This is a genomic window from Autumnicola psychrophila (assembly GCF_031846645.1).
Lineage (GTDB): Bacteria > Bacteroidota > Bacteroidia > Flavobacteriales > Flavobacteriaceae > Autumnicola > Autumnicola psychrophila.
On the sequence record NZ_JAVRHN010000003.1, the window covers coordinates 286,464 to 306,033 of the forward strand.

General features: G+C 37.1%; 19 protein-coding genes. 10 read left to right on the forward strand and 9 right to left on the reverse strand.

Annotated elements, in window-relative coordinates:
• Positions 1-389 precede the first annotated feature (389 nt).
• Entirely contained in the window at positions 390-1,538 is a 1,149-nt protein-coding gene (locus tag RM541_RS05585; RefSeq protein WP_311499232.1) for a cysteine desulfurase family protein, read from the reverse strand.
• Between the two features lie 124 nt (positions 1,539-1,662).
• Here RM541_RS05585 and RM541_RS05590 point away from each other — a divergent pair, with 124 nt between their 5' ends.
• Positions 1,663-2,685 (forward strand): hypothetical protein, encoded by a 1,023-nt coding sequence (locus RM541_RS05590; protein ID WP_311499233.1) that lies wholly within the window; start codon positions 1,663-1,665, stop codon positions 2,683-2,685.
• Here the strand turns inward: RM541_RS05590 and RM541_RS05595 are convergent.
• Both RM541_RS05595 and RM541_RS05600 read right to left on the reverse strand, forming a co-directional pair.
• Positions 2,682-3,233: a DUF8465 domain-containing protein gene (locus RM541_RS05595; protein ID WP_311499234.1), complete on the reverse strand. Its 552-nt coding sequence runs from the start codon at positions 3,231-3,233 to the stop codon at positions 2,682-2,684. The genes RM541_RS05590 and RM541_RS05595 overlap by 4 nt on opposite strands.
• Before the next feature lies 1 nt (position 3,234).
• Positions 3,235-3,438, reverse strand: a complete 204-nt coding sequence (locus RM541_RS05600; RefSeq protein WP_311499235.1) for a hypothetical protein — start codon at positions 3,436-3,438, stop codon at positions 3,235-3,237.
• Between the two features lie 660 nt (positions 3,439-4,098).
• On the opposite strand from RM541_RS05600, the gene RM541_RS05605 reads away from it, so the two are divergent.
• The 3 genes from RM541_RS05605 to RM541_RS05615 are packed head-to-tail and all read left to right on the forward strand — an operon-like array spanning position 4,099 to position 6,533.
• Positions 4,099-5,901, forward strand: a complete 1,803-nt coding sequence (locus RM541_RS05605; protein WP_311499236.1) for a T9SS type A sorting domain-containing protein — start codon at positions 4,099-4,101, stop codon at positions 5,899-5,901.
• 11 nt (positions 5,902-5,912) lie between these two features.
• A complete protein-coding gene (locus RM541_RS05610) occupies positions 5,913-6,185 on the forward strand; it encodes a DUF2752 domain-containing protein (RefSeq protein ID WP_311499290.1) in 273 nt (90 codons plus the stop codon).
• Positions 6,186-6,200: 15 nt separating this feature from the next.
• Complete coding sequence (locus RM541_RS05615) at positions 6,201-6,533, forward strand: CCC motif membrane protein (RefSeq protein ID WP_311499237.1); 333 nt, start codon at positions 6,201-6,203, stop codon at positions 6,531-6,533.
• A gap of 368 nt (positions 6,534-6,901) precedes the next feature.
• On the opposite strand, the gene RM541_RS05620 is transcribed toward RM541_RS05615, so the two are convergent.
• Positions 6,902-8,437, reverse strand: coding sequence for an NAD(P)H-hydrate dehydratase (locus RM541_RS05620; RefSeq protein WP_311499238.1), 1,536 nt, complete (start codon positions 8,435-8,437; stop codon positions 6,902-6,904).
• 202 nt (positions 8,438-8,639) lie between these two features.
• Between RM541_RS05620 and gcvT the strand changes: the two genes are divergently transcribed.
• From gcvT to RM541_RS05640, 4 genes are all read left to right on the forward strand, one after another.
• Positions 8,640-9,722, forward strand: a complete 1,083-nt coding sequence (gene gcvT, locus RM541_RS05625; protein WP_311499239.1) for a glycine cleavage system aminomethyltransferase GcvT — start codon at positions 8,640-8,642, stop codon at positions 9,720-9,722.
• A gap of 4 nt (positions 9,723-9,726) precedes the next feature.
• Positions 9,727-10,542 carry a sugar nucleotide-binding protein gene (locus RM541_RS05630; RefSeq protein WP_311499240.1) on the forward strand — a complete coding sequence of 272 codons (816 nt, stop codon included), beginning with the start codon at positions 9,727-9,729 and terminating at the stop codon, positions 10,540-10,542.
• Between the two features lie 86 nt (positions 10,543-10,628).
• On the forward strand, positions 10,629-10,916 hold the full coding sequence (locus RM541_RS05635; protein WP_311499241.1) for a 4a-hydroxytetrahydrobiopterin dehydratase: 288 nt from the start codon (positions 10,629-10,631) through the stop codon (positions 10,914-10,916).
• 94 nt (positions 10,917-11,010) lie between these two features.
• On the forward strand, positions 11,011-11,730 hold the full coding sequence (locus RM541_RS05640; RefSeq protein ID WP_311499242.1) for a YebC/PmpR family DNA-binding transcriptional regulator: 720 nt from the start codon (positions 11,011-11,013) through the stop codon (positions 11,728-11,730).
• A gap of 158 nt (positions 11,731-11,888) precedes the next feature.
• Here the strand turns inward: RM541_RS05640 and RM541_RS05645 are convergent, their stop codons facing one another.
• A complete protein-coding gene (locus tag RM541_RS05645) occupies positions 11,889-13,085 on the reverse strand; it encodes a proline dehydrogenase family protein (protein WP_311499243.1) in 1,197 nt (398 codons plus the stop codon).
• Between the two features lie 96 nt (positions 13,086-13,181).
• On the opposite strand from RM541_RS05645, the gene aroB reads away from it, so the two are divergent.
• Both aroB and RM541_RS05655 read left to right on the forward strand, forming a co-directional pair.
• On the forward strand, positions 13,182-14,249 hold the full coding sequence (gene aroB / locus RM541_RS05650; protein ID WP_311499244.1) for a 3-dehydroquinate synthase: 1,068 nt from the start codon (positions 13,182-13,184) through the stop codon (positions 14,247-14,249).
• A gap of 78 nt (positions 14,250-14,327) precedes the next feature.
• On the forward strand, positions 14,328-14,651 hold the full coding sequence (locus tag RM541_RS05655; RefSeq protein WP_311499245.1) for a hypothetical protein: 324 nt from the start codon (positions 14,328-14,330) through the stop codon (positions 14,649-14,651).
• Positions 14,652-14,734: 83 nt separating this feature from the next.
• On the opposite strand, the gene RM541_RS05660 is transcribed toward RM541_RS05655, so the two are convergent.
• From RM541_RS05660 to RM541_RS05675, 4 genes are all read right to left on the reverse strand, one after another.
• Positions 14,735-15,283, reverse strand: a complete 549-nt coding sequence (locus RM541_RS05660; RefSeq protein ID WP_311499246.1) for a type 1 glutamine amidotransferase domain-containing protein — start codon at positions 15,281-15,283, stop codon at positions 14,735-14,737.
• 100 nt (positions 15,284-15,383) lie between these two features.
• Positions 15,384-16,400 carry a YihY/virulence factor BrkB family protein gene (locus RM541_RS05665; protein WP_311499247.1) on the reverse strand — a complete coding sequence of 339 codons (1,017 nt, stop codon included), beginning with the start codon at positions 16,398-16,400 and terminating at the stop codon, positions 15,384-15,386.
• On the reverse strand, positions 16,401-16,919 hold the full coding sequence (locus tag RM541_RS05670; protein WP_311499248.1) for a DinB family protein: 519 nt from the start codon (positions 16,917-16,919) through the stop codon (positions 16,401-16,403).
• On the reverse strand, positions 16,919-19,501 hold the full coding sequence (locus RM541_RS05675; RefSeq protein ID WP_311499249.1) for a phosphoenolpyruvate carboxylase: 2,583 nt from the start codon (positions 19,499-19,501) through the stop codon (positions 16,919-16,921). The genes RM541_RS05670 and RM541_RS05675 overlap by 1 nt, the downstream gene beginning before the upstream one ends.
• Positions 19,502-19,570 lie beyond the last annotated feature (69 nt).

Genomic DNA, 19,570 nt, shown 5'->3' on the forward strand with positions numbered 1-19,570 from the left:
AAAAGGCAATTATTGTGCTGTTATTTTTAGACCTCACAGATTTTGAAAACCTGTGAGGTCTGCGCAGTGGTTGATTTTGGCACGCATCAAAAAATGACAATTTTTGGGCTGTAGAAAAACTTTTGTGCTTCTTAAAATTGTAAATCTTCAGAAAATTAAGCCTCCAGGGTAGAGTTTTATGCTGCGGAAGAGGATAAAACCTACAAAAAGCGAAAATGGAATTAAAATAATCTTTTAAAGTTCTGAACTTCTAAAGCCTAACCATTAAAATGTCAATTTTCGCCCTTCGGTTTTTTTAGATCTCACAGTTTTTAAAAACTTTTGAGATCTGGCGTAAAGGCTGATTTCTGCCTGCCCTCAAAAATGGCAAATATCGACCTTCTGAAGAATTAAGCTTCTACAAATTCTTTTAGAACCTCCACAACAAAATCAATTTCTTCTGTGGTATTGTATTTCGAAAAACTAAAACGGATAGAAGGCTTTGCTAAATCTTCTTCAGATAAAAATGCGCTTAAAACATGAGATTCTTTGCTGCTTCCACTCTGGCAGGCACTTCCCTTTGAACAGGCAATCCCCTTTAAATCCAGCTGAAAAAGCAACATCAGTGCTTTTTCCGTAGAAACAGGGAGGCAGATGTTGATGAGCGTATAGGTACTGCTTTCAGGGTCTTCGCAATTACCATTGAATTTCACCCCCGGAATTTGACTCTTCAGGGCAGCGATGAAGTACTTCTTTAAAGCTAAAACTACAGCTTTTTCTTCTTCAAGTTGATCGTATGCAATTTTTATAGCTTCCTCCAGTCCTACAATATTGTGAACCCCTTCTGTCCCGGCACGATGCCCCCGCTCCTGCTCTCCTCCAAAAATAAGCGGTTTTAATCCGCTGTTTTTCCTTACAAATGCAAATCCGACACCTTTTGGTCCGTGGAATTTATGAGCACTGGCGGCCAAGAAATCTACGGGAATCTCCTTCAGGTCGAGTTGATAATGTCCAACAGACTGTACTGTGTCTGAGTGAAAAAGGGCATTATTGGTCTTGCAAATTTCAGCTACTTTTTTAAGGTCAATTTTATTACCAATTTCATTGTTTACGTGCATTAAACTCACCAGCGTCTTTTCTTCCGAAACAGCCAATAAATGCTCCAGATCCTCCAAAACGATATTGCCTTTCCCGTCCAGCTTTATATAATCCACTTTTATTCCATGAACTTTTTGCAACTGCTCCACGGTAAAAAGAACTGCATGATGTTCTATCCTGGAAGTAATAATCCGCTTTACTCCAAGATCACGCACAGCACTGTTTAGCACGAGATTATCGGCTTCTGTGCCTCCCGAAGTGAAAATAATTTCAGATGCAGAAACGTTAAGTAAAGATGCGACTGTCTTTCTTGCCTGTTCAACTAAAGTTTTAGATGACCTACCATAACTATGAGTAGATGAGGGATTTCCAAAATTTTCCTTCATCACTATGCTCATTCTATCAATGACTTTTCCCCTTATTTGGGTAGTTGCTGCTGAATCTAAATATACTTTTTTCATGAGGTGCAAAAGTAGCGGATTTTAAATTATTTAAAAGAAGCTTCCGTAGAAATCTATATTTCCTCTACTTTTGTTTTGGAACAGAAATTTAAAAGATTGCGTTCTGATTTTTAAAGTTTTGAAAATGAAAAAATTTTTTGCCCTGATAATTTTTGGCTGTGTGATGATCGCGTGTGATAGTGGAGACATTATTGTGACAAGTTTTGATCTGGAAGACAGTCAGCTGCAACTTTGCGGACGTGAAACAAAAGTACTTTTCGCTACCAACAGCGAAGATGTATATGAATCTATGTCCCTCTTAGTTTCAGGAAATGAAATAAGCTCTGAAGTCAATGAATTAAGAACCCGTCCGGGATCTGTGGAAATACCGCTAAATAATACTAATCGACTGGTTTATCGCATCTATGATGATGCACTTCCTACTTCCGGCACCTATTTTTGTAGTGATATACCTCCCAGTGAACCACAAGTACTGGAAGAATACAATAGTTCCACCAGAGGAGTTATTTTAATTACCACCATTTTTCGTGATGAAACAAACGATGCTGACGCTGATGGCGATGGTGTTTCAAACTTAACAGAAGGTTTTGACCTGGAAAATGGCGAACATCTGGATTCTGATAGCGATGGGATACCAGATTATCTGGATATAGATGATGATAATGACAACGTGCCAACGAGACTGGAAACAAATCCAGGCGGAGATCCTGTAGTTAATATAAATGACCGGGATTTTCGTGATACCGATGAAGACGGTATCCCAAACTTCCTGGATGCAGATGATGATGAAGACGGTTCACCAACCAGAAATGAAGTTAATGAAGATAACAGAAGTACTCCAAATTTATATGTGAATGCGGCAAATATCCCATACTACCTTGACCGTCAAAATGCTATTTTTCTTGAAAATTCTATATTCCTGGAGAACGTAATCCAGAACAGGAGAATAAGAACGTATGTAGAACTAAGAGATTTTTCGCTGATAAAACAAGATGGTAGTGGAGAAGAAATTAAATTTGTTGAATATAACCTTGGCTTCTACGATGAATCTATTGCAGTTATCCTTACCAGAGGTGATGAGGAAGATGAGGGGAATGAAGAGGAACCTGAAGATGAGGATACAGAAGAAGGAGAAGAAACAAATTAGTCACGCACATTCTGAAAAATATATACTTCAGTAGCACCAAGACCGTATTTTTTAAAATCAGCATCATAAAATTTCACATTGGCATAACGGCCAAAAAGATAATCAAGCTCAGCTTTTAAGACTCCTTCTCCAACTCCGTGGATAAAAACAATTTTTTGTATTCTCTTTTCCATGGCAAATTCCAGCTGCCGCCGTGCTGTGTCTATCTGGATATCCAACATTTCATAATTGGATAAACCACGTGCAGATTTGGTAAGTTTATGGATATGCAGGTCGACCTCCATGGGAGGAGCATTTCGTTCTTTAGGTTTAATGCGCTGGCTGTTGTGCTTTCTCGGAACCTTTTTCTCTTCAAGAATTTGATTAAAATCCACATTTTCCTGAAAATCCTCTATGGGAGTTTCAATTTTTACAAGATCTGAGGCAGGGAACTCCATATTAAAACCCTCGCTAGTCTCAATCTCAATCATGTTTCCATTATTGCTTACCACGACACCTTCCAGGTTGTCATCCAGCACTTCAACTTTATCTCCTTTTCTAAAGTCCATGTTACTCCTGATTTTCGTCTTCTTTATGATCATCCTTTGTTGCAGCCCAATGATTTGTGGCCCGGTAAAGGCCGATCATAATAATAATTAATCCTCCAATTTTAAAATATGGATGAGCGTTATCTGCAGCGATGGCGTAGATAAGGAGTCCGCCGCCGACTATTATCAATACCGTATTCAAAACCTGCGAATTCCTGTTGGTCATATTTTTTATTCTGAAATAGCTTGTTGCTTATAAAACTTTTACAAAGTTATAAGTAAATAATTTTATGAAGCTGAGAAAATGTTTAAATAAAATTATTTCAAAATATATTTCAATAAAATAGATAATTAGGAGAAAAGATGTCGGGGTTCCGACATCTTAAATGATTGAAAATTAAATATATATACTATTATTGCCTAGAACGGTAAACTCTATATCTAAGGAAAGTTCCGCTATGGGTAATTGATCCTCAGATTTAAAGACGAATTTTCCCTCTTTTATATTGCGGTATTTGCCTGTTCAACCATTTCTCCTGCTCCCTGTTGTCAAGTAAGGTCCGTATATAAAACACAGACAATAGGGCCACCAAGGAAAACCCCAATACTAAAAAGAATATCTCCATTCCTAAATCATTTATCATTTAAATTCCTGTTTCTTCATATCAACCAAAAATAAAGAATATTAGATCCTTCTGATTTGCTCTTTAATAAGAGTTTAACCTATTGTAAATTGTTAATTAACAACTGTAACATAGAAAATGAGGAATTACAAAGGACTGGTCTATGTCGTGATAAATTTTCAGGTTTAATTCTACATGGATCAACTTTGAAATATTGATCATTGTGTTTTTTTTACTACCTTTCTTATAGTCAATCTCTTAAAATGAAACCTGTACTCTTTTTTCTTTTCCTCTGTTTTTACAATTGCTCTTATGGGCAATTGAGCATCTCTCCTTCTGCAACCGGAGATAGCTATGTGTATATTAACAACGAAGTATTGTTTGTTGAAGGTGATATTATTTTGAAAAGAAATTATAATCCACACACAGAGGCCAGTCTCTACCTAAGAAGCGAGGCGCAATTGTTGCAAGGGGAAAAAGAAGAGAATAAAAACACTGGAGACGGGTTAACATCTCTGTTTCAGGAAGGTACTTCCAACGCTTTCGATTATAATTACTGGTCACTTCCCGTTGCAAATACAAGTGCGAATAAAGCTATTAGTGAAATTATATATGAACCACTGGGTGTAACCAGGAGTCAGAAAGTTCTTGTAACATCAGATCTTAACGGTACAGCAGCCCCCCTAACTATTGCCAGGCGTTGGCTGCACAAGTTTTCGGGATCAGATTATATGGACTGGAGATTTATTGGTGATCATTTTGATCTCCTTCCCGGTGAAGGCTTTACCATGAAAGGCACCAACGGTACGAATTCCAATACCATTAATGGAATCCAGACAAATCCAGGCGGTTCACAACGTTATGATTTTAGAGGTCGGCCAAACGATGGTGAGTACCAGGTGAGAATTATGGAGAACCAGAGTGTTCTTGTAGGAAACCCCTACCCCTCCGCCATACATTTAAGACGTTTTTTATTTGAGAATCCTAACACTACTGGAATTGCGTATTTCTGGGATTCCAAGGATAACGGCCGCTCTCACTATTTATCAGATTACGAAGGAGGTTACGGAGCCTATTCTCCCGGTGCCAACGCTTATGTGCCGGCCGTATTTAAGAAATTTCAAAATCAGGGAAATGTTTTAGAGGCTACAGGTGAAACCGGAGATATAATTCCGCGTGAATTTGCACCTATTGCTCAGGGATTTATGCTTATTGGAAGTGCAGATGGTTACGTTAATTTCACAAACAGCAGCCGAATATACAAAAAAGAGAACAGTGAAAATTCACAGTTTAAAAGCCTATCAGAAAACCAGTTTTTAACTGAAGTTACTCCCAATCTCCGTCTGGATGTAGAAATAAACAATCTTTATACCCGCCCTTTAATTCTAGCTTTTCATGAGGATGCTACTAAAAATGCAGATTGGGCTATGGATGCCATTACACTAAACAGGGTTTCTTCAGATGCGGGATGGTTTATTGATGAAGATTTTTATTTAATTAATGTAATGCCTTTTCCTGCTGAAGAGAAGATTCCACTGATTATAAATATGGCTTCGGAAGGGCAAATAGTATTCAGCTTAAAATCTACAAAGGCGTTTGAACCGGAAAAAGTTTTTCTATACGATTCTGAAAAGAATATTCAGACTGATTTGAAAGCCGACAGTTATAAAGTTATTCTTCCTAAAGGTGAATACGAACAGCGGTTCTTTCTTGGCTTTAACATGCCTGCAACTCCTCCAGAAGGAACAGAAGTGGAGCAGCCGGCAGCCAGAAAAGATGTCCCGACTATTGCCGAAGAAAAAGCTCTTCCGGAAGCAGGTCTTGAAATCTTTCAAAATAATGCTGAAGGCCTACTGCAGCTAAAAGTTTTACAGGAATCGGGCGTCGATCAGGTAAGTCTTTTCGACCTTAAAGGCAGCAAAATATTCAGTCATAAGATTTCAGGAAAAGAAAAAGAATTCAGTTTTTCCACCAACGGACTTAGCGACGGGGTATACATATTTAAGGTCACTACTTCAGACAAAAAACAGGTAAGTAAAAAAATCAGGATCAAAAAGCAACAATAATGGAGAAATACATGCTCCCATGTTTAAACAAGCAACTCTTTGGACTGGAGTGCTACGGATGCGGTGGCCAGCGTGCATTAGCCTTACTTTTAAAGGGGGATTTCGCGGCAGCTTTCCACATGTTTCCCGCCATATATCCATTAGCATTTCTTTTTGGATTTCTTATTATGAATCTTTTCTTTAAATTTAAACATGATTACACGGTAAAAATAGGTCTCATTATTTTCACTGCTGTTATTATGATCGTGAGTTACCTGTATAAAATAAGTCAAATAATCAACTAATTAAACCATTTTTTTATGGAAAAAGAACAATTACCAAATTCAACTTTAGTCCTCATTTTTGGAATACTTTCTATTGTTGGCTGTTGTTGTTATGGCGTTTTAGGAGCGATTTTTGGAGTTATGGCTATAGTTATTGCCAAAAGAGCCCAACAGGTGTATGAATCCAATCCCGAATTATACACGGGATATCAAAATGTAAAAACCGGTAAAATACTAGGTATTATAGGACTGGTAGTGAGTGTTCTATATATCGCTCTTATTGTAGTGGTTTTAATAATATATGGAGGTATTGAAGGAATACAGGAAATGCAGGAAGAGATTCTCAGAGAATCCGGAGCATGGCAATAGTAGCCCGGAAATTAGTTGATATTAAAAAAAGCCGTCTCATTTATTAAATTGGGACGGCTTTTTTGTTTTCAGTTTTTTATCTGGATTGTGGGATGAACCTTGAATTTGCCCAACATTAAAAGATGTCATTCCTACGCTCTCTTCTTTCTAATAGTTTGTGCCAGGGCGTGTAATATGAATTCTCCGGTTCTAAGAGGTTGAGGTACATCCTGCTATAGGTATTCATTATTCTGCAAATGGGGTTTCAAAGTGGGAATGTAAACGGTATCCTGGTGCAGCGTGTAATTAACGATGAACCGGTCATCGGTCTTGCTGTAGCTGCTTCTTTCGCCCAGAATCTCCTCCTGCTACTCATACTTCTCAATATTCTAATCAGCACGAGAACCATTTTCTTTTTCAGACAGAAGATCAGAAAAAGCGAGACCCATATTTTTGGCAATATCACCAGAAATCATTCCTTCATAACCCAATTTCTCTGCTGAAATATCACCCGATTTTCCGTGAAGGTATACCCCCAAAACCGCAGCTAGAAGAGGTTCATATTTTTGCGAGATAAGACCGGCGATAACACCAGATAATACATCCCCGCTTCCCGCAGTAGCCATCCCTGGATTTCCCGTATTATTAATATAAATGTTTTCTTGCTCAAAAATAAAGGTGTGTGCCCCTTTTAAAACTACTATAACTTTGTGCTTATTAATGAATTCCTGAACTTTTTTAATTTTATCAAAATCGTCTTTCCACTCCCCTATTAACCTTTGCAGTTCTTTAGGATGCGGCGTTAAAATTGTATTTTCAGGTAAATGCTGCAGTAACTCATTATATTCAGATAAAATATTTAAGCCGTCGGCATCTATTACCATAGGTTTTTTTGTATCCTTCAGTAATTCTTTAAACGCCTCTACAGTACCTTTGTCACGTCCCACCCCCATTCCAAAACATATTACATCTGCGTCCACATCTGTTTTTATATCGGTAAGCATTTCATAATTAGCGTCTGTTAATACCATTGCTTCAGGAAGAGCTGTCTGCACAATTTCATATCCGCATTTAGGTATAAAGACCGTAGAAAGGCCGGCGCCGGTACGTAATGCAGCGGTTGTAGCCAGCACAATACTGCCAATTTTACCATAGCTCCCGCCTACCACCAATACATGGCCATAATTACCTTTATGGGAATTTTTATTTCTGGGGTTATAAAGATTTTGCGCTTCCTGGCGGCCGATCAACTGAGCCGAAGGAGTTATTTTTGAAAGGAATTCTCTGTCAAGTCCTATTTCCAGCACCTGTATATCTCCAACAAATTCCATTGTCTCAGGTAGAAAGAAAACCAGTTTTGGTGTTTGAAACGTAAGGGTGAAATTGGCCTTTATTACGGCATCTCCTTCTTCGGGAATTTTATCAGAAAAAAGTCCGAAGGGCATATCAATAGCCAAGATAAAAGCTGAAGAAGCATTCAGAAAATTGACTAATTTCGCGACCCATCCTTCTAACGGACGGTTAAGCCCTATGCCGAAAATGGCATCAATAACAAAGTCTCCCCTGTTAATTTCAGGAAAATCATCTTCTCCTTTTAAAAGTTCAGGCCAGTCATGTGAAAGATTTTTTATTTTGTCATAATTTGCAAGAAAATCCTGAGATCTGTTATCAGAATAGTTAACAATAAAAACTTTTACGTTATAAGAGTGCTCCATGAGCAACCTGGCGATCACTAAACCATCTCCGCCATTGTTACCGATGCCGCAAAAAATCTTAACCGGCAGATCTGCACCCTGAAGTCGTTTGTGGATTTCGTTAAAAACCTGTGTAGCGGCTCTTTCCATAAGATCTTCTGATGAAATATTCTGATTCTTGATGGTAATTTCGTCAGCTTCTTTAATTTGAGAGGCAGTAAGTATTTTCATAAATAGTTTAATTAAGTGGAGGTCGAAATTTGACAATTATCGTCCTATTGCTAAAAATCAGTCTCTTTTTCAGTTAAAACTGATCTTTTTGGTTGTTCTAATATATATAAAGCTAATGTATTTCTTACGCTCTTCATAAAAACACCTAATTAATATTGTATTCAAGGTGAAATCAATAAATTTGCGCAAAATTTCAGAATAAATGAAAGACGTTGCATTAATTGAGAGACATAAATCGCTTGACGCGAAAATTGTTCCTTTTGCCGGCTATAATATGCCGGTTTCCTATGAAGGTGTAAATATTGAACATCAAAATGTAAGGGAAAAACTTGGTGTCTTTGATGTGTCTCATATGGGTGAGTTCCTGATTTCAGGAGAAAATGCGTTGGAGCTTATTCAGAAAATTACATCTAACGACGCTTCCAAACTTGTAGACGGAAAAGCGCAATACACCTGTATGCCAAATGAAAATGGCGGTATTGTTGATGATCTTATCATCTACAGAATGAATTCCGAAAAATATTTACTAGTGGTAAATGCTTCTAATATTGAAAAGGATTGGAACTGGATCTCAGAACACAATACCATGGATGCTACGATGAAAGATATTTCTGATGGTATGTCCCTTCTCGCTATTCAGGGTCCAAAAGCTGCGGAAGCCATGCAATCCTTAACTGAAGTTGATCTTAGCAATATGAAATTTTACACTTTTCAACTGGCTGATTTTGCCGGAGTGGAGAAAGTAATAATTTCGGCCACAGGATATACTGGTAGTGGTGGTTTTGAGATTTACATCAAAAATGAAGATGCAGAGCGTGTCTGGGACAGGATAATGAAAGCCGGAGCAGATTACGGAATAAAGCCTATAGGCCTGGCAGCCCGTGATACTCTAAGACTGGAAATGGGATACTGCCTATATGGAAATGATATTGACGAGACGACCTCTCCTATTGAAGCGGGGCTTGGGTGGATAACAAAGTTTAATAAAGATTTTGTCAATTCTGAGGCACTTAAAAAAGAAAAAGAAAAAGGACCTAAGAGAAAACTTATTGCTTTTGAATTGGATGAGCGCGGTATCCCACGGCAGGGATACGATATTGTAGATAATAATGGCACTGTTATTGGCGAAGTCACCTCGGGCACTATGTCACCCTCTTTAGAGAAAGGAATTGGTTTAGGATATATATCTGCTGAGGTTGCTGAGATTGGAGCTAAACTCCACATCAGGATCCGTAAAAAAGACGTTCCTGCCACTCAGGTGAAGTTGCCCTTTTATAAAGGATAATTATTTGGAGAAAATCTTAATATTAGGAGCTAGTGGTTTTATCGGGAATTCCCTGTATAAAGAGTTACGCTCTTTTTTTGACACTTATGGAACTTTTCATTCAGAAAATAGCACTTTAAGCAAAAACAAGCAGTTTTTTCAGTACGACCTGGAAACAGAAAATATTTCTATCTTACTGGAAAATCTGCAACCTACAATTATAATTTCGGCTGTTCGTGGAAATTTTGACGCACAAATTGCTGCTCACTTTTACATGATGGAATATGTGATGCGAAGTGATTGCAAACTCATATTTCTTTCTTCAGCAAATGTATTTGATGCATTCACCAATTATCCATCTTACGAATATGATAAAACATTATCGCAGAGTATTTATGGCCGGTTTAAAATAAAAATTGAAAATGCACTACTCCGTTTGCCAAACGAAAAATACAATATCCTGCGATTACCAATGGTTTTTGGCTATAATTCTCCCAGAGTTAGAGAAATTAAAACACTTATTGATCTTGGTGAGGCAATAGAAGTCTTTCCAAATGTGGTAGTAAACGTAACCGAAATAAAAAAGGTTACCCAACAAATCCATTACATCATCAATAGAAAAAGGGAAGGCGTTTTTCATTTGGGCACCACAGACCTTATCCATCAACGTGATTTTATAAAAGATTTATGTGAGTTACTAGGCATGGAAAACCCTCTTTTCAAGAATGTTTACGACTCCAACTTTGACCGTTTTCTTGCCGTGCTTCCCAAGGATAATTTACTGCCGGGAAATCTTCAGATTTCGGTACAGGACGTATTACAGGGCTGTAAAGAGCTGTAATTATAATCTTTTTCTAAACTGATTTTTATTTCCTTTAATAATTTCAGTTTAGTTCCTTATCTTATTCTAACTCTAAATTTAAAACTATGGGAAAACTAAGTGAAGATCAAATCAATAAAAGACTGGAAAAGCTTGATGGCTGGAAATATTCTAAAAATGCTATTCACACCTCTTTTCAGTTCGAAAATTTTAAAGATGCTTTTACTGTGATGACGCGGATTGCTTTTGAAGCTGAAGCGCAACAGCACCACCCAAATTGGGGAAATGTCTACAATGAACTTGAAATTTCTCTTTCCACACATGATGCTGATGGTGTAACCGAAAAAGATTTTAAGCTTGCACAGGCAATTGAAGAAATTATTGAAGCAGGTTAAAACCGAATAGAATAAAATCGCAAAGGAAGCTTCTGATTTTTAAAACCGATTAGAAGCTTTTTTATATTTTTGCCCGGACTTTATTTTTTATACCATGGGAAGAGCATTTGAATTTAGAAAAGCAAGAAAAATGAAACGTTGGTCAGCAATGGCCAAAGCATTCACCCGTATAGGGAAAGATATTGTGATGGCAGTTAAGGAAGGCGGGCCAGATCCCGATACTAACTCCAAACTAAGGGCGGTTATACAGAATGCTAAGAGTGTAAATATGCCCAAGGACAATATCGAGCGTGCCATAAAACGCGCTTCAGATAAAAGCCAGGGAGATTATAAAATTGTGCTTTTTGAAGGCTATGCACCGCACGGTATTGCAATTCTAGTGGAAACTGCTACAGATAACAACAATAGAACGGTTGCCAATGTGCGATCTTATTTTAACAAATGCGACGGAAATTTAGGAACTTCCGGGTCTGTGGAATTCATGTTTGATCATACCTGTAACTTCAGGATAAATGCTGAAGGTCTTGATGCCGAAGAAATGGAGCTTGAACTAATCGATTTTGGCGCAGAAGAAGTTTTTGAAGACGAGGATGGTATTCATATTTATGCACCATTTGAATATTTTGGTAGTATCCAGAAGGAACTGGAAAACAGGAATATTGAGATAATTTCTTCAGGATTTGAAAGAATTCCGCAGGTAACGAAAGAATTACCTACGGAACAGGCCGAAGATGTCGAAAAGTTACTGGAAAAGCTTGAAGAAGATGATGATGTGCAAAACGTATATCACACAATGGAAGAATCAGAATCTTAAGAGCCAAATTCATTTATAAAAAATAAGAAAATCAGGATTTTAACCCAGAGCACTGGATTAAAATCCTGATTTTTTCTATGCATCTTTTTCAGGAATAGATAAAGGTCGAAAACTGTCAAATTTCGTGTATCCCTTGATGGAATGCTTCTACACTGAAGTTATTCCCGGTGTGCTTTATTAGGTTCTCCCTTTCTATGCTTTCTCTCTTCCATTAAAAGTGAGAGCTCTCTACCGGTTTGACCTTTTACTGAAGTATTTTCCTGTGCTCTTCTCAACAGATAAGGCACAACATCTCTCACGGGACCAAAGGGCACAAGCTTTGCAGCGTTGTATCCTCTTCTGGAGAGATTGTAGCTGATGTGATCACTCATTCCAAATAGCTGACTAAACCAAACTCGTGGATCATTTATAGCTATATTTTTGTCTTCCATAATCTGCAACGCCAAATAATTGCTCACTTCATTATGCGTACCTATAAAGACAGAAATGTCGTTAAGATTGTTGAGGCAATAAGACATTACACTATTAAAATTAACGTCTGTAGCTTCTTTACTCTCACAAATTGGGGTGTGATATCCTAATTTCTTCGCTCTTTTGTTTTCTTTCTCCATATAGGCTCCACGCACGATCTTGGCTCCTATTTTAAAACCGTCCCTTTTCGCCTTTTCATGAAGATCCTTTAAATATTCGATTCGATCCCAACGATAACATTGTAAGGTATTGAATATCAAAGCTTTTTCTTTATTATATTTTCGCATCATTTCTTCTAACAGGTCATCTGCAGCACCTTGCATCCAGCTTTCCTCCCCGTCAGCATAAAGTCGTACATCATGCTCATAAGCTGCTTTGCAAAGCTTTTCCACACGATCTTTCACTCTTTCCCATTCTTCTTTTTCAGCATCATTAAGGCTCACTTTCTCAGTAACCTTTTCCCAGATTGCGAAACGCCCAATTCCTGTGGGTTTAAATACAGAAAAAGGTAACTCTGCTTTTTTGTCTGCGAATTTAATTAATGACAGCTTTTTCTCCAGAGCCGCATCAAATTGTTCTTCGGTCTCTTTACCTTCAACTGAATAATCCAGAATACTATGCAGCTTTTCCTCATGCATTTCTGCAATCACACCTTTACAATCATCTGTAGTAATGCCTCCGCAAAACTGCTCAAAAATGGTTTTTTTAATCATTCCCTCCACAGGAAGGTGAAGTTTTAGCGAAAATTTAGTTAAAAAAGTACCGGCTTTTACCAGCTTTTGCCTGTTCATCATGCTAAATAAAAATATAGCACGATTTAATTCCAGATCAGACTTTAACTTAAAAGCGGTAGCTGTGTTATTAAATATTTTTTTTCTTATCATAGAGCACCTGTTATTGAGCAAATATAAATATTGAAGATTGATTTTATTAAATAATAATTCTCCTTATTTTCGAAACCAGTAAAAACAGCATAAACTATGGCAATTCCGGCAAATAAAGGAATGGTTTATTACAGCGCAGAGGCTTACGACCAAATTAATAAGTACCTAAACAGCAATAAGCCTTCCAAAGTCTTCATTCTTGTAGATGAAAATACTCATGAGCTTTGCTTATCAAAATTTCTGGCAAAATTAGAAGATACTTCAGACTTTGAAATAATAGAAATTCCGGCAGGTGAAGAAAATAAGAATCTTGAGACCTGTAGCGGAGTGTGGAACGCCCTTTCAGAATTGGGAGCGGATAGAAAAAGCCTGTTGATTAACGTAGGTGGCGGTGTAGTAACTGATCTTGGTGGATTTGTAGCTTCTACCTTTAAAAGAGGAATTGAATATATAAATGTACCTACCAGTCTTCTCTCTATGGTAGACGCATCGGTTGGAGGAAAAACAGGTGTAGATCTGGGAAATCTCAAAAATCAGATAGGTGTCATTAATTATCCCGAAATGGTAATTATTGACAGTGAGTATCTGACTACCCTGCCAAAGAATGAAATGAGAAGTGGACTGGCAGAAATTTTAAAACATGGGCTTATAAAAAGTGAGGATTATTGGCATAGGGTGTCTAATTTGGCAAATCTCGACCTTCAGGATCTGGATGCTATAATAAAAGAATCTGTAGACATCAAAACTGAAGTTGTCACTAAAGATCCATTTGAAAAAGATATTCGAAAAACTTTAAACTATGGTCATACCCTTGGACACGCTATAGAATCTTACTTTTTAACCCATAAATCCAAAGCAACTTTACTTCACGGAGAAGCCGTTGCCGCCGGTATGGTACTCGCTACTTTTATTTCTAAGAAATTAAAAAGTTTTCCTGAAGAAAAATTAGAACAGATATCTTCAAAAATTTTTGATATTTACGGCAAAATTGAAGTGGATCAAAATGATATTGCCAACATTATTGATTTGATGAAGTTTGATAAAAAGAACGAAAGAGGTAACGTAAATTTTGTTCTCCTGAAAGACATAGGTGAACCGGAAATAGATTGTTTGGTTGCAAATGATATTATCTATGAAGCTTTCGATTTTTATCAAAAAGCTTGACTTTTATATATAAAGCATTACATTTAAAATAAAAGACTAACTAATAACTACAAAAAAATTGTTTAAACCGTTTTATCTATGAAAAGGATAATTGTAGACTACAAAAAATTAACTCCTGAAATACTTGGCCTTTTAGTGGAAAAATATCCTGATGGTTACGATGATGACCAGGTGATATCTTTTAAAAACGCTAAAAATGAAACTGTAGATGCTGTTGAAGTGAGAACAGAGGATACTATTTACCTGGTAAAAGTAAGTACCCGACTGGAAAACACGATGGCTAGTTTTGATGAAGATGATTATGATGATTCCGATTTCAATGAACCCATTGTTGAGATCCCGGAAAAAGAAGAAGAGGAGGATGCTATTGAAGATGAAGATGACGACGACAGAGGTAAATAGCTCATCAGCAGATATTGAATTATATCAAAAAAAGGAACGCAATTGCGTTCCTTTTTTTGTCTAAATAATAATAACATTAAAGATTAAGCATGCTGCAAATCATGTTTACCTTCCTTGATTTCCTCAATAACCTTTGCATTAAATGCAGGTAAGTCATCAGGATTTCTACTTGTAACTAAAGCTTCGTCTACCACTACTTCTTTATCTACCCAAAGGGCTCCGGCATTCTCCAGATCCTTTTTAATAGAATGGAAAGAAGTCATTGTTCTGCCCTCTACCACTTCTGCACTTATAAGCGTCCATGGCGCATGGCAGATAGCCGCTACCGGTTTACTCTGCTTAAAGAAATCTCTCACAAAAACAAGAACATCCTCACTTCTTCTTAGTTTATCGGGATTTATAACCCCTCCTGGAAGTACAAGTGCATGATAATCTTTTGCAGAAACTTCGTCTACTGTATAATTTACCTCAATTTCGCCAGACCAGTTTCCATCGGCCCAACCTTTAATTTTTCCTTTTTCAAGGCTTACGATATCAACTTGAAAACCCTCCTTCTTCATTGCTTCCAGTGGAGATTCAAGTTCACTTTTTTCATATCCGTTTGTTGCTAAAATAGCTATTCTCTTTTCCATAATTCTTCTTCATTTTTAATTCGATACAAAGATAACAACAGACTAAGGAAGTTTATATTAAGGTCTTTATAAAAGAACCGGCATGAGCGTTAAACCTTTATTAAGTCTTCTTTTTCTCCTTATCGCTCTTTTCTTTCTCTTCTCTTCTAAAATCAAGATTAGACTTTAAAGTATCGATAATTGCCTTTTCTTCTTTAAGCTGAAGACGTTTGGCTTCGAGTTTTTCCATTTCCTGATAAATGGCAGGCTCACCAAACTTGTTTGGTTCCACTCTTTCATTTTTGTGTAACGCATATTGCACAGTAAACTCTGCTCCATAGAATAAAATCAGACAGGTATAATATACCCAAAGAAGAATAAGGACGACGGAAGAGGCTCCTCCATAAACCGAAGCAGGATTACTCTGTCCAAAATAAAACCCAATCAAAAATTCCCCTATTATAAAAAGTGTCGCAGTTAATGCTGCTCCATAAAGGGTGGTTCTCCATTTGATATGAATATCCGGCAAGAGTTTAAAAATAGCTGCAAAAAGAAATGTTATAAATGCAAATGAAATACAGAAATTTGCCACACCTACCATAAAGCCAGTGACATTTGGGGCATATAGGTGGATTTGATCTTTAATAATACTCAGGAGTGCCGAAATAATTAAAGAAACCAGCATTAACAGTCCAATGACAAAAACCATCCCCAGCGAAACTGCTCTATCTAGTAGTAATTTTCCGAAGTTAGCTTTTTTAGCTGCTATATTCCAGATATTATTCATGGCCATCTTCAACTGAAAAAACATTCCCGTAGCACCAAAAATTAAAACTCCCACACCAAATATAATAGCAAGAGTAGATCCTTCAGTCAGCGCTGCATTGGAAACCATATTTTCTATAGCTTTCGCAGGGTCTTCACCAATAAAAGAAGATATTTCATTTGTAATTTTCCCCTGAACAAATTCTCTTCCAAAAAAATATCCTACTACTGTAACAACAATAATTATCAAAGACGGGAGAGAAAACAAAGCATAGTACGCTATGGTTGCAGCACGTGCATAAGGCTCGTTCCTGTTCCAGCTGGCGAAAGCATCTTTTAGGAGCTTCCAGAATATCTTTAATAATTTTAGCATTTACAAATATTTTGCCCTCAAAATTTTTATATGGTGCCTAGTATGACCCACAATAATAAAACCTATCGCCCTTACACTTGCCGGAGCATTATTCATGTTTCCTTTTCGCTTAAGCACAGCTTCAGAAAAACTATTATACAATGCTATACTGGAGCTTCTTACAATTTCTGCTTCTTCCCGTAAACTATCGAGACTCCGTCCACCTGCTTCAGATTGAAAAACATAATTATCATGATCAAAACCCGGCAGAGAAGTTTGATCTCCTCTTGCGATACATAGTGCCCTATATTGAAAAACCCGCTCTACATCTATTAGGTGCTGAAGTACTTCTGCTACAGTCCATTTTCCTTCTGCATATCTATATGAAAGTTTCTCAGGAGAAATGGTTTCCGTAATATCTTTCAGATTTTCAATATTGCTCTTAAATAGCATCCCCAAAGATGCTTCTCCGGGGATGTTATTTATATAATCCTGATAAAACTCAGGATATTCTTCAGATGTTAATCTACCTACTTTCATTAAGCAGAATTCCTACTCGCATTGATGTTTCCATACAAGGATCGGGTTACCATCTTTTCATAAATCTCCAGCAAGGCAGCTTTATCTTCGTTATCCTGTAGCTCCTGTACTTTTCTAAGTGCATGTTGCTGAATGGTTAACAAGGGTAAAACAATTTTTTCCCTGGCTTCAATAGAAGCACGACCCGCGGGCTCATTTTCCATAAGCCTCTGGTAACCGGTGACCTTTAAAATCATATCCTTACTACGCTGAAATTCGGCATGTATAAGTTTCCAGAATTCACCAAATTCTTTGTCATCCTGCATATAAGAAGTTAATTGGAAGAAAGATTTTGTAAGACTCATCATACTGTTTTCCAGAAGCGTCCTGAAAAATATCGAATTATTATAAAGCTGAATCACCTTATCCAGGTTTCCTTCTTTTTCATAATTTTCTATCGCAGTTCCAACTCCAAAGAAACCGGGAACATTCTGCTTTAACTGGCTCCAGCTTCCAACAAAAGGAATAGCACGAAGATCTTTTAAATTTAGTTGTGCAGATTTATTTCTTTTTGAAGGGCGACTACCAATATTTGTTTTGGCGTAATATTTAAGCGTACTCATTTTTTCCAGGTAAGGAATAAACTTTTCGTGCTGCTTAAAATTAGTATAGGTTTTATAACTCATTTCTGCCAGGCTATTCATTGTTTCCCTGTCTTCGTCAGAAAGAGTGTTACTTCCTTTACTAAAAATCTCGTTAGACACACCAGAACTTAATAATTGCTCCAGGTTATATCGACATGAATCTTTTGTTCCAAAATTAGAACTAATTGTTTGTCCCTGAACGGTTAATTGAATTTCCTCATTTTCAATACCAGATCCTAGTGAAGCATAAAACTGATGTGTTTTCCCTCCCCCTCTGGCAGGTGGTCCACCTCTACCATCAAAAAATATTACTTTAATTCCATATTCCCTGGATACCTCTGTAAGCATTTCTTTTGCTTTATAGATACTCCAGTTCGCCATAAGGTAACCGCCATCTTTTGTTCCATCACTAAAGCCTAACATGATAGTTTGCTTATTGTCCCGCCTCTTCAAATGTTCACTGTAAACGGGATCTTTATATAAAACTTCCATTGTTTTATGTGCAGATTGAAGGTCTGGAACAGTCTCAAATAAAGGAATAACGTCCACGCTCGGCTTTTCCCATCCACAAGCTTTAAGAAAAGCAAAAGGTGTAAGTACTCCTTGTACAGATCCACAGTTACTTATAATGTAGCGGTTGGCTCCATGCTCTCCATTTGTTTTCTGAATCTCCTGCATAGCATAAACCGACGATATTGTTGATTTTGTAATGCCCTCTTCAAAATCTTCAGGATTGAGCTTCCCATTGGTATTCTTCAGAATATTGATCTGTTCTTCATCTGAAAGTTCACTAAAATTCTCAGGGAAAAGAGAGGCACCTTTTGCACCGGTAACTTTTATAATTTCATTTAAAACTTCTTCATGTACAGTTGCGTCCTGTCGTATATCCAAAGTCGCAAAATGATAACCAAACAGTTTTACTTTGTTTAAAAGATCGTCTACTTCGTCAAGAAATAAAGAATTATGTCTTTCAATTATAATATCCTTTATCTTCTGCAATTTAGACTTAAACTCTTCAACAGTTAATTTAAGATTGTCCTCTCGTGAAACAGCGCCTTTATAAAGCGCAGATTCTAAATCAGACATTATTTGATCTACTTCTTCAAAAGTAACTCTTCGTTTTAATTTTCTTACATCTCTATAATAGTTAAGAAGAATCGTTCTCTTTAAACGTCTGGCTACTTTTAGAGTGATTTCGGTAGTAACAAAAGGATTTCCGTCACGATCACCTCCAGGCCAGAAGCCAAGATTAATTATCTGATTCCCCACATCTTCACCTTCAAAAATATTCTGCTGAATATAATTGTAAATTTTACTGGCACTTTGATAAAAGACATTTTCAAAATACCAGATAAGACTTACTGCCTCATCATAAGGAGTTGGCTTTTCTTTCTTAAAAAATGGGGTTTTCCCAAGTTGAGCAAGTAACTTTTTAATGCCTATTACGTCGTTTTGCTGGACAGCTTTATCGAGATCGGTAATAATTCCCAAAACTGCTCCGGGATAAAATTGTGTAGGATGGGCAGTTAAAGTGGGACGGACTTTAAATCTCTTCAAATAGTCCCGAAGCTCGGCAGTTTTATTCTTTGCCTCAGCCTCTTCCTTTACGTTCCTAAGCGTTCCCCGACCGTCCATGTTATTTACGATTGGAAAGGAAGCATCTTCAATAGCATCAAACAATACTACCTGTCTTTCTATAAATTGAATAAAACGGAACAACAGGTTATTCTTTTCTTCTTCAGAAGGATTTTCATGGTACTTTTTGAAAAAGGTTTCGACTATTTCTGAAGGATTTTGATTCCTTTTAAAACCTTCTTCACATATATCCTGAAACAAAGGCAGCAAAGCCCCGGTTTTACTGATGTCGTTAAAAGGTAAGGTTAGAAAAATACTGTTGTAAACCTGGTATTTCGCAAGTACGCTTTCATTAAATCTTTCTAATTTCGGTTCTCTGTGCATAATTATAGTTGGTTTGACTTAAATTTATTAAAAAACCCTTTAAACAAGGTAGCCTAAAGGGTTTTTATA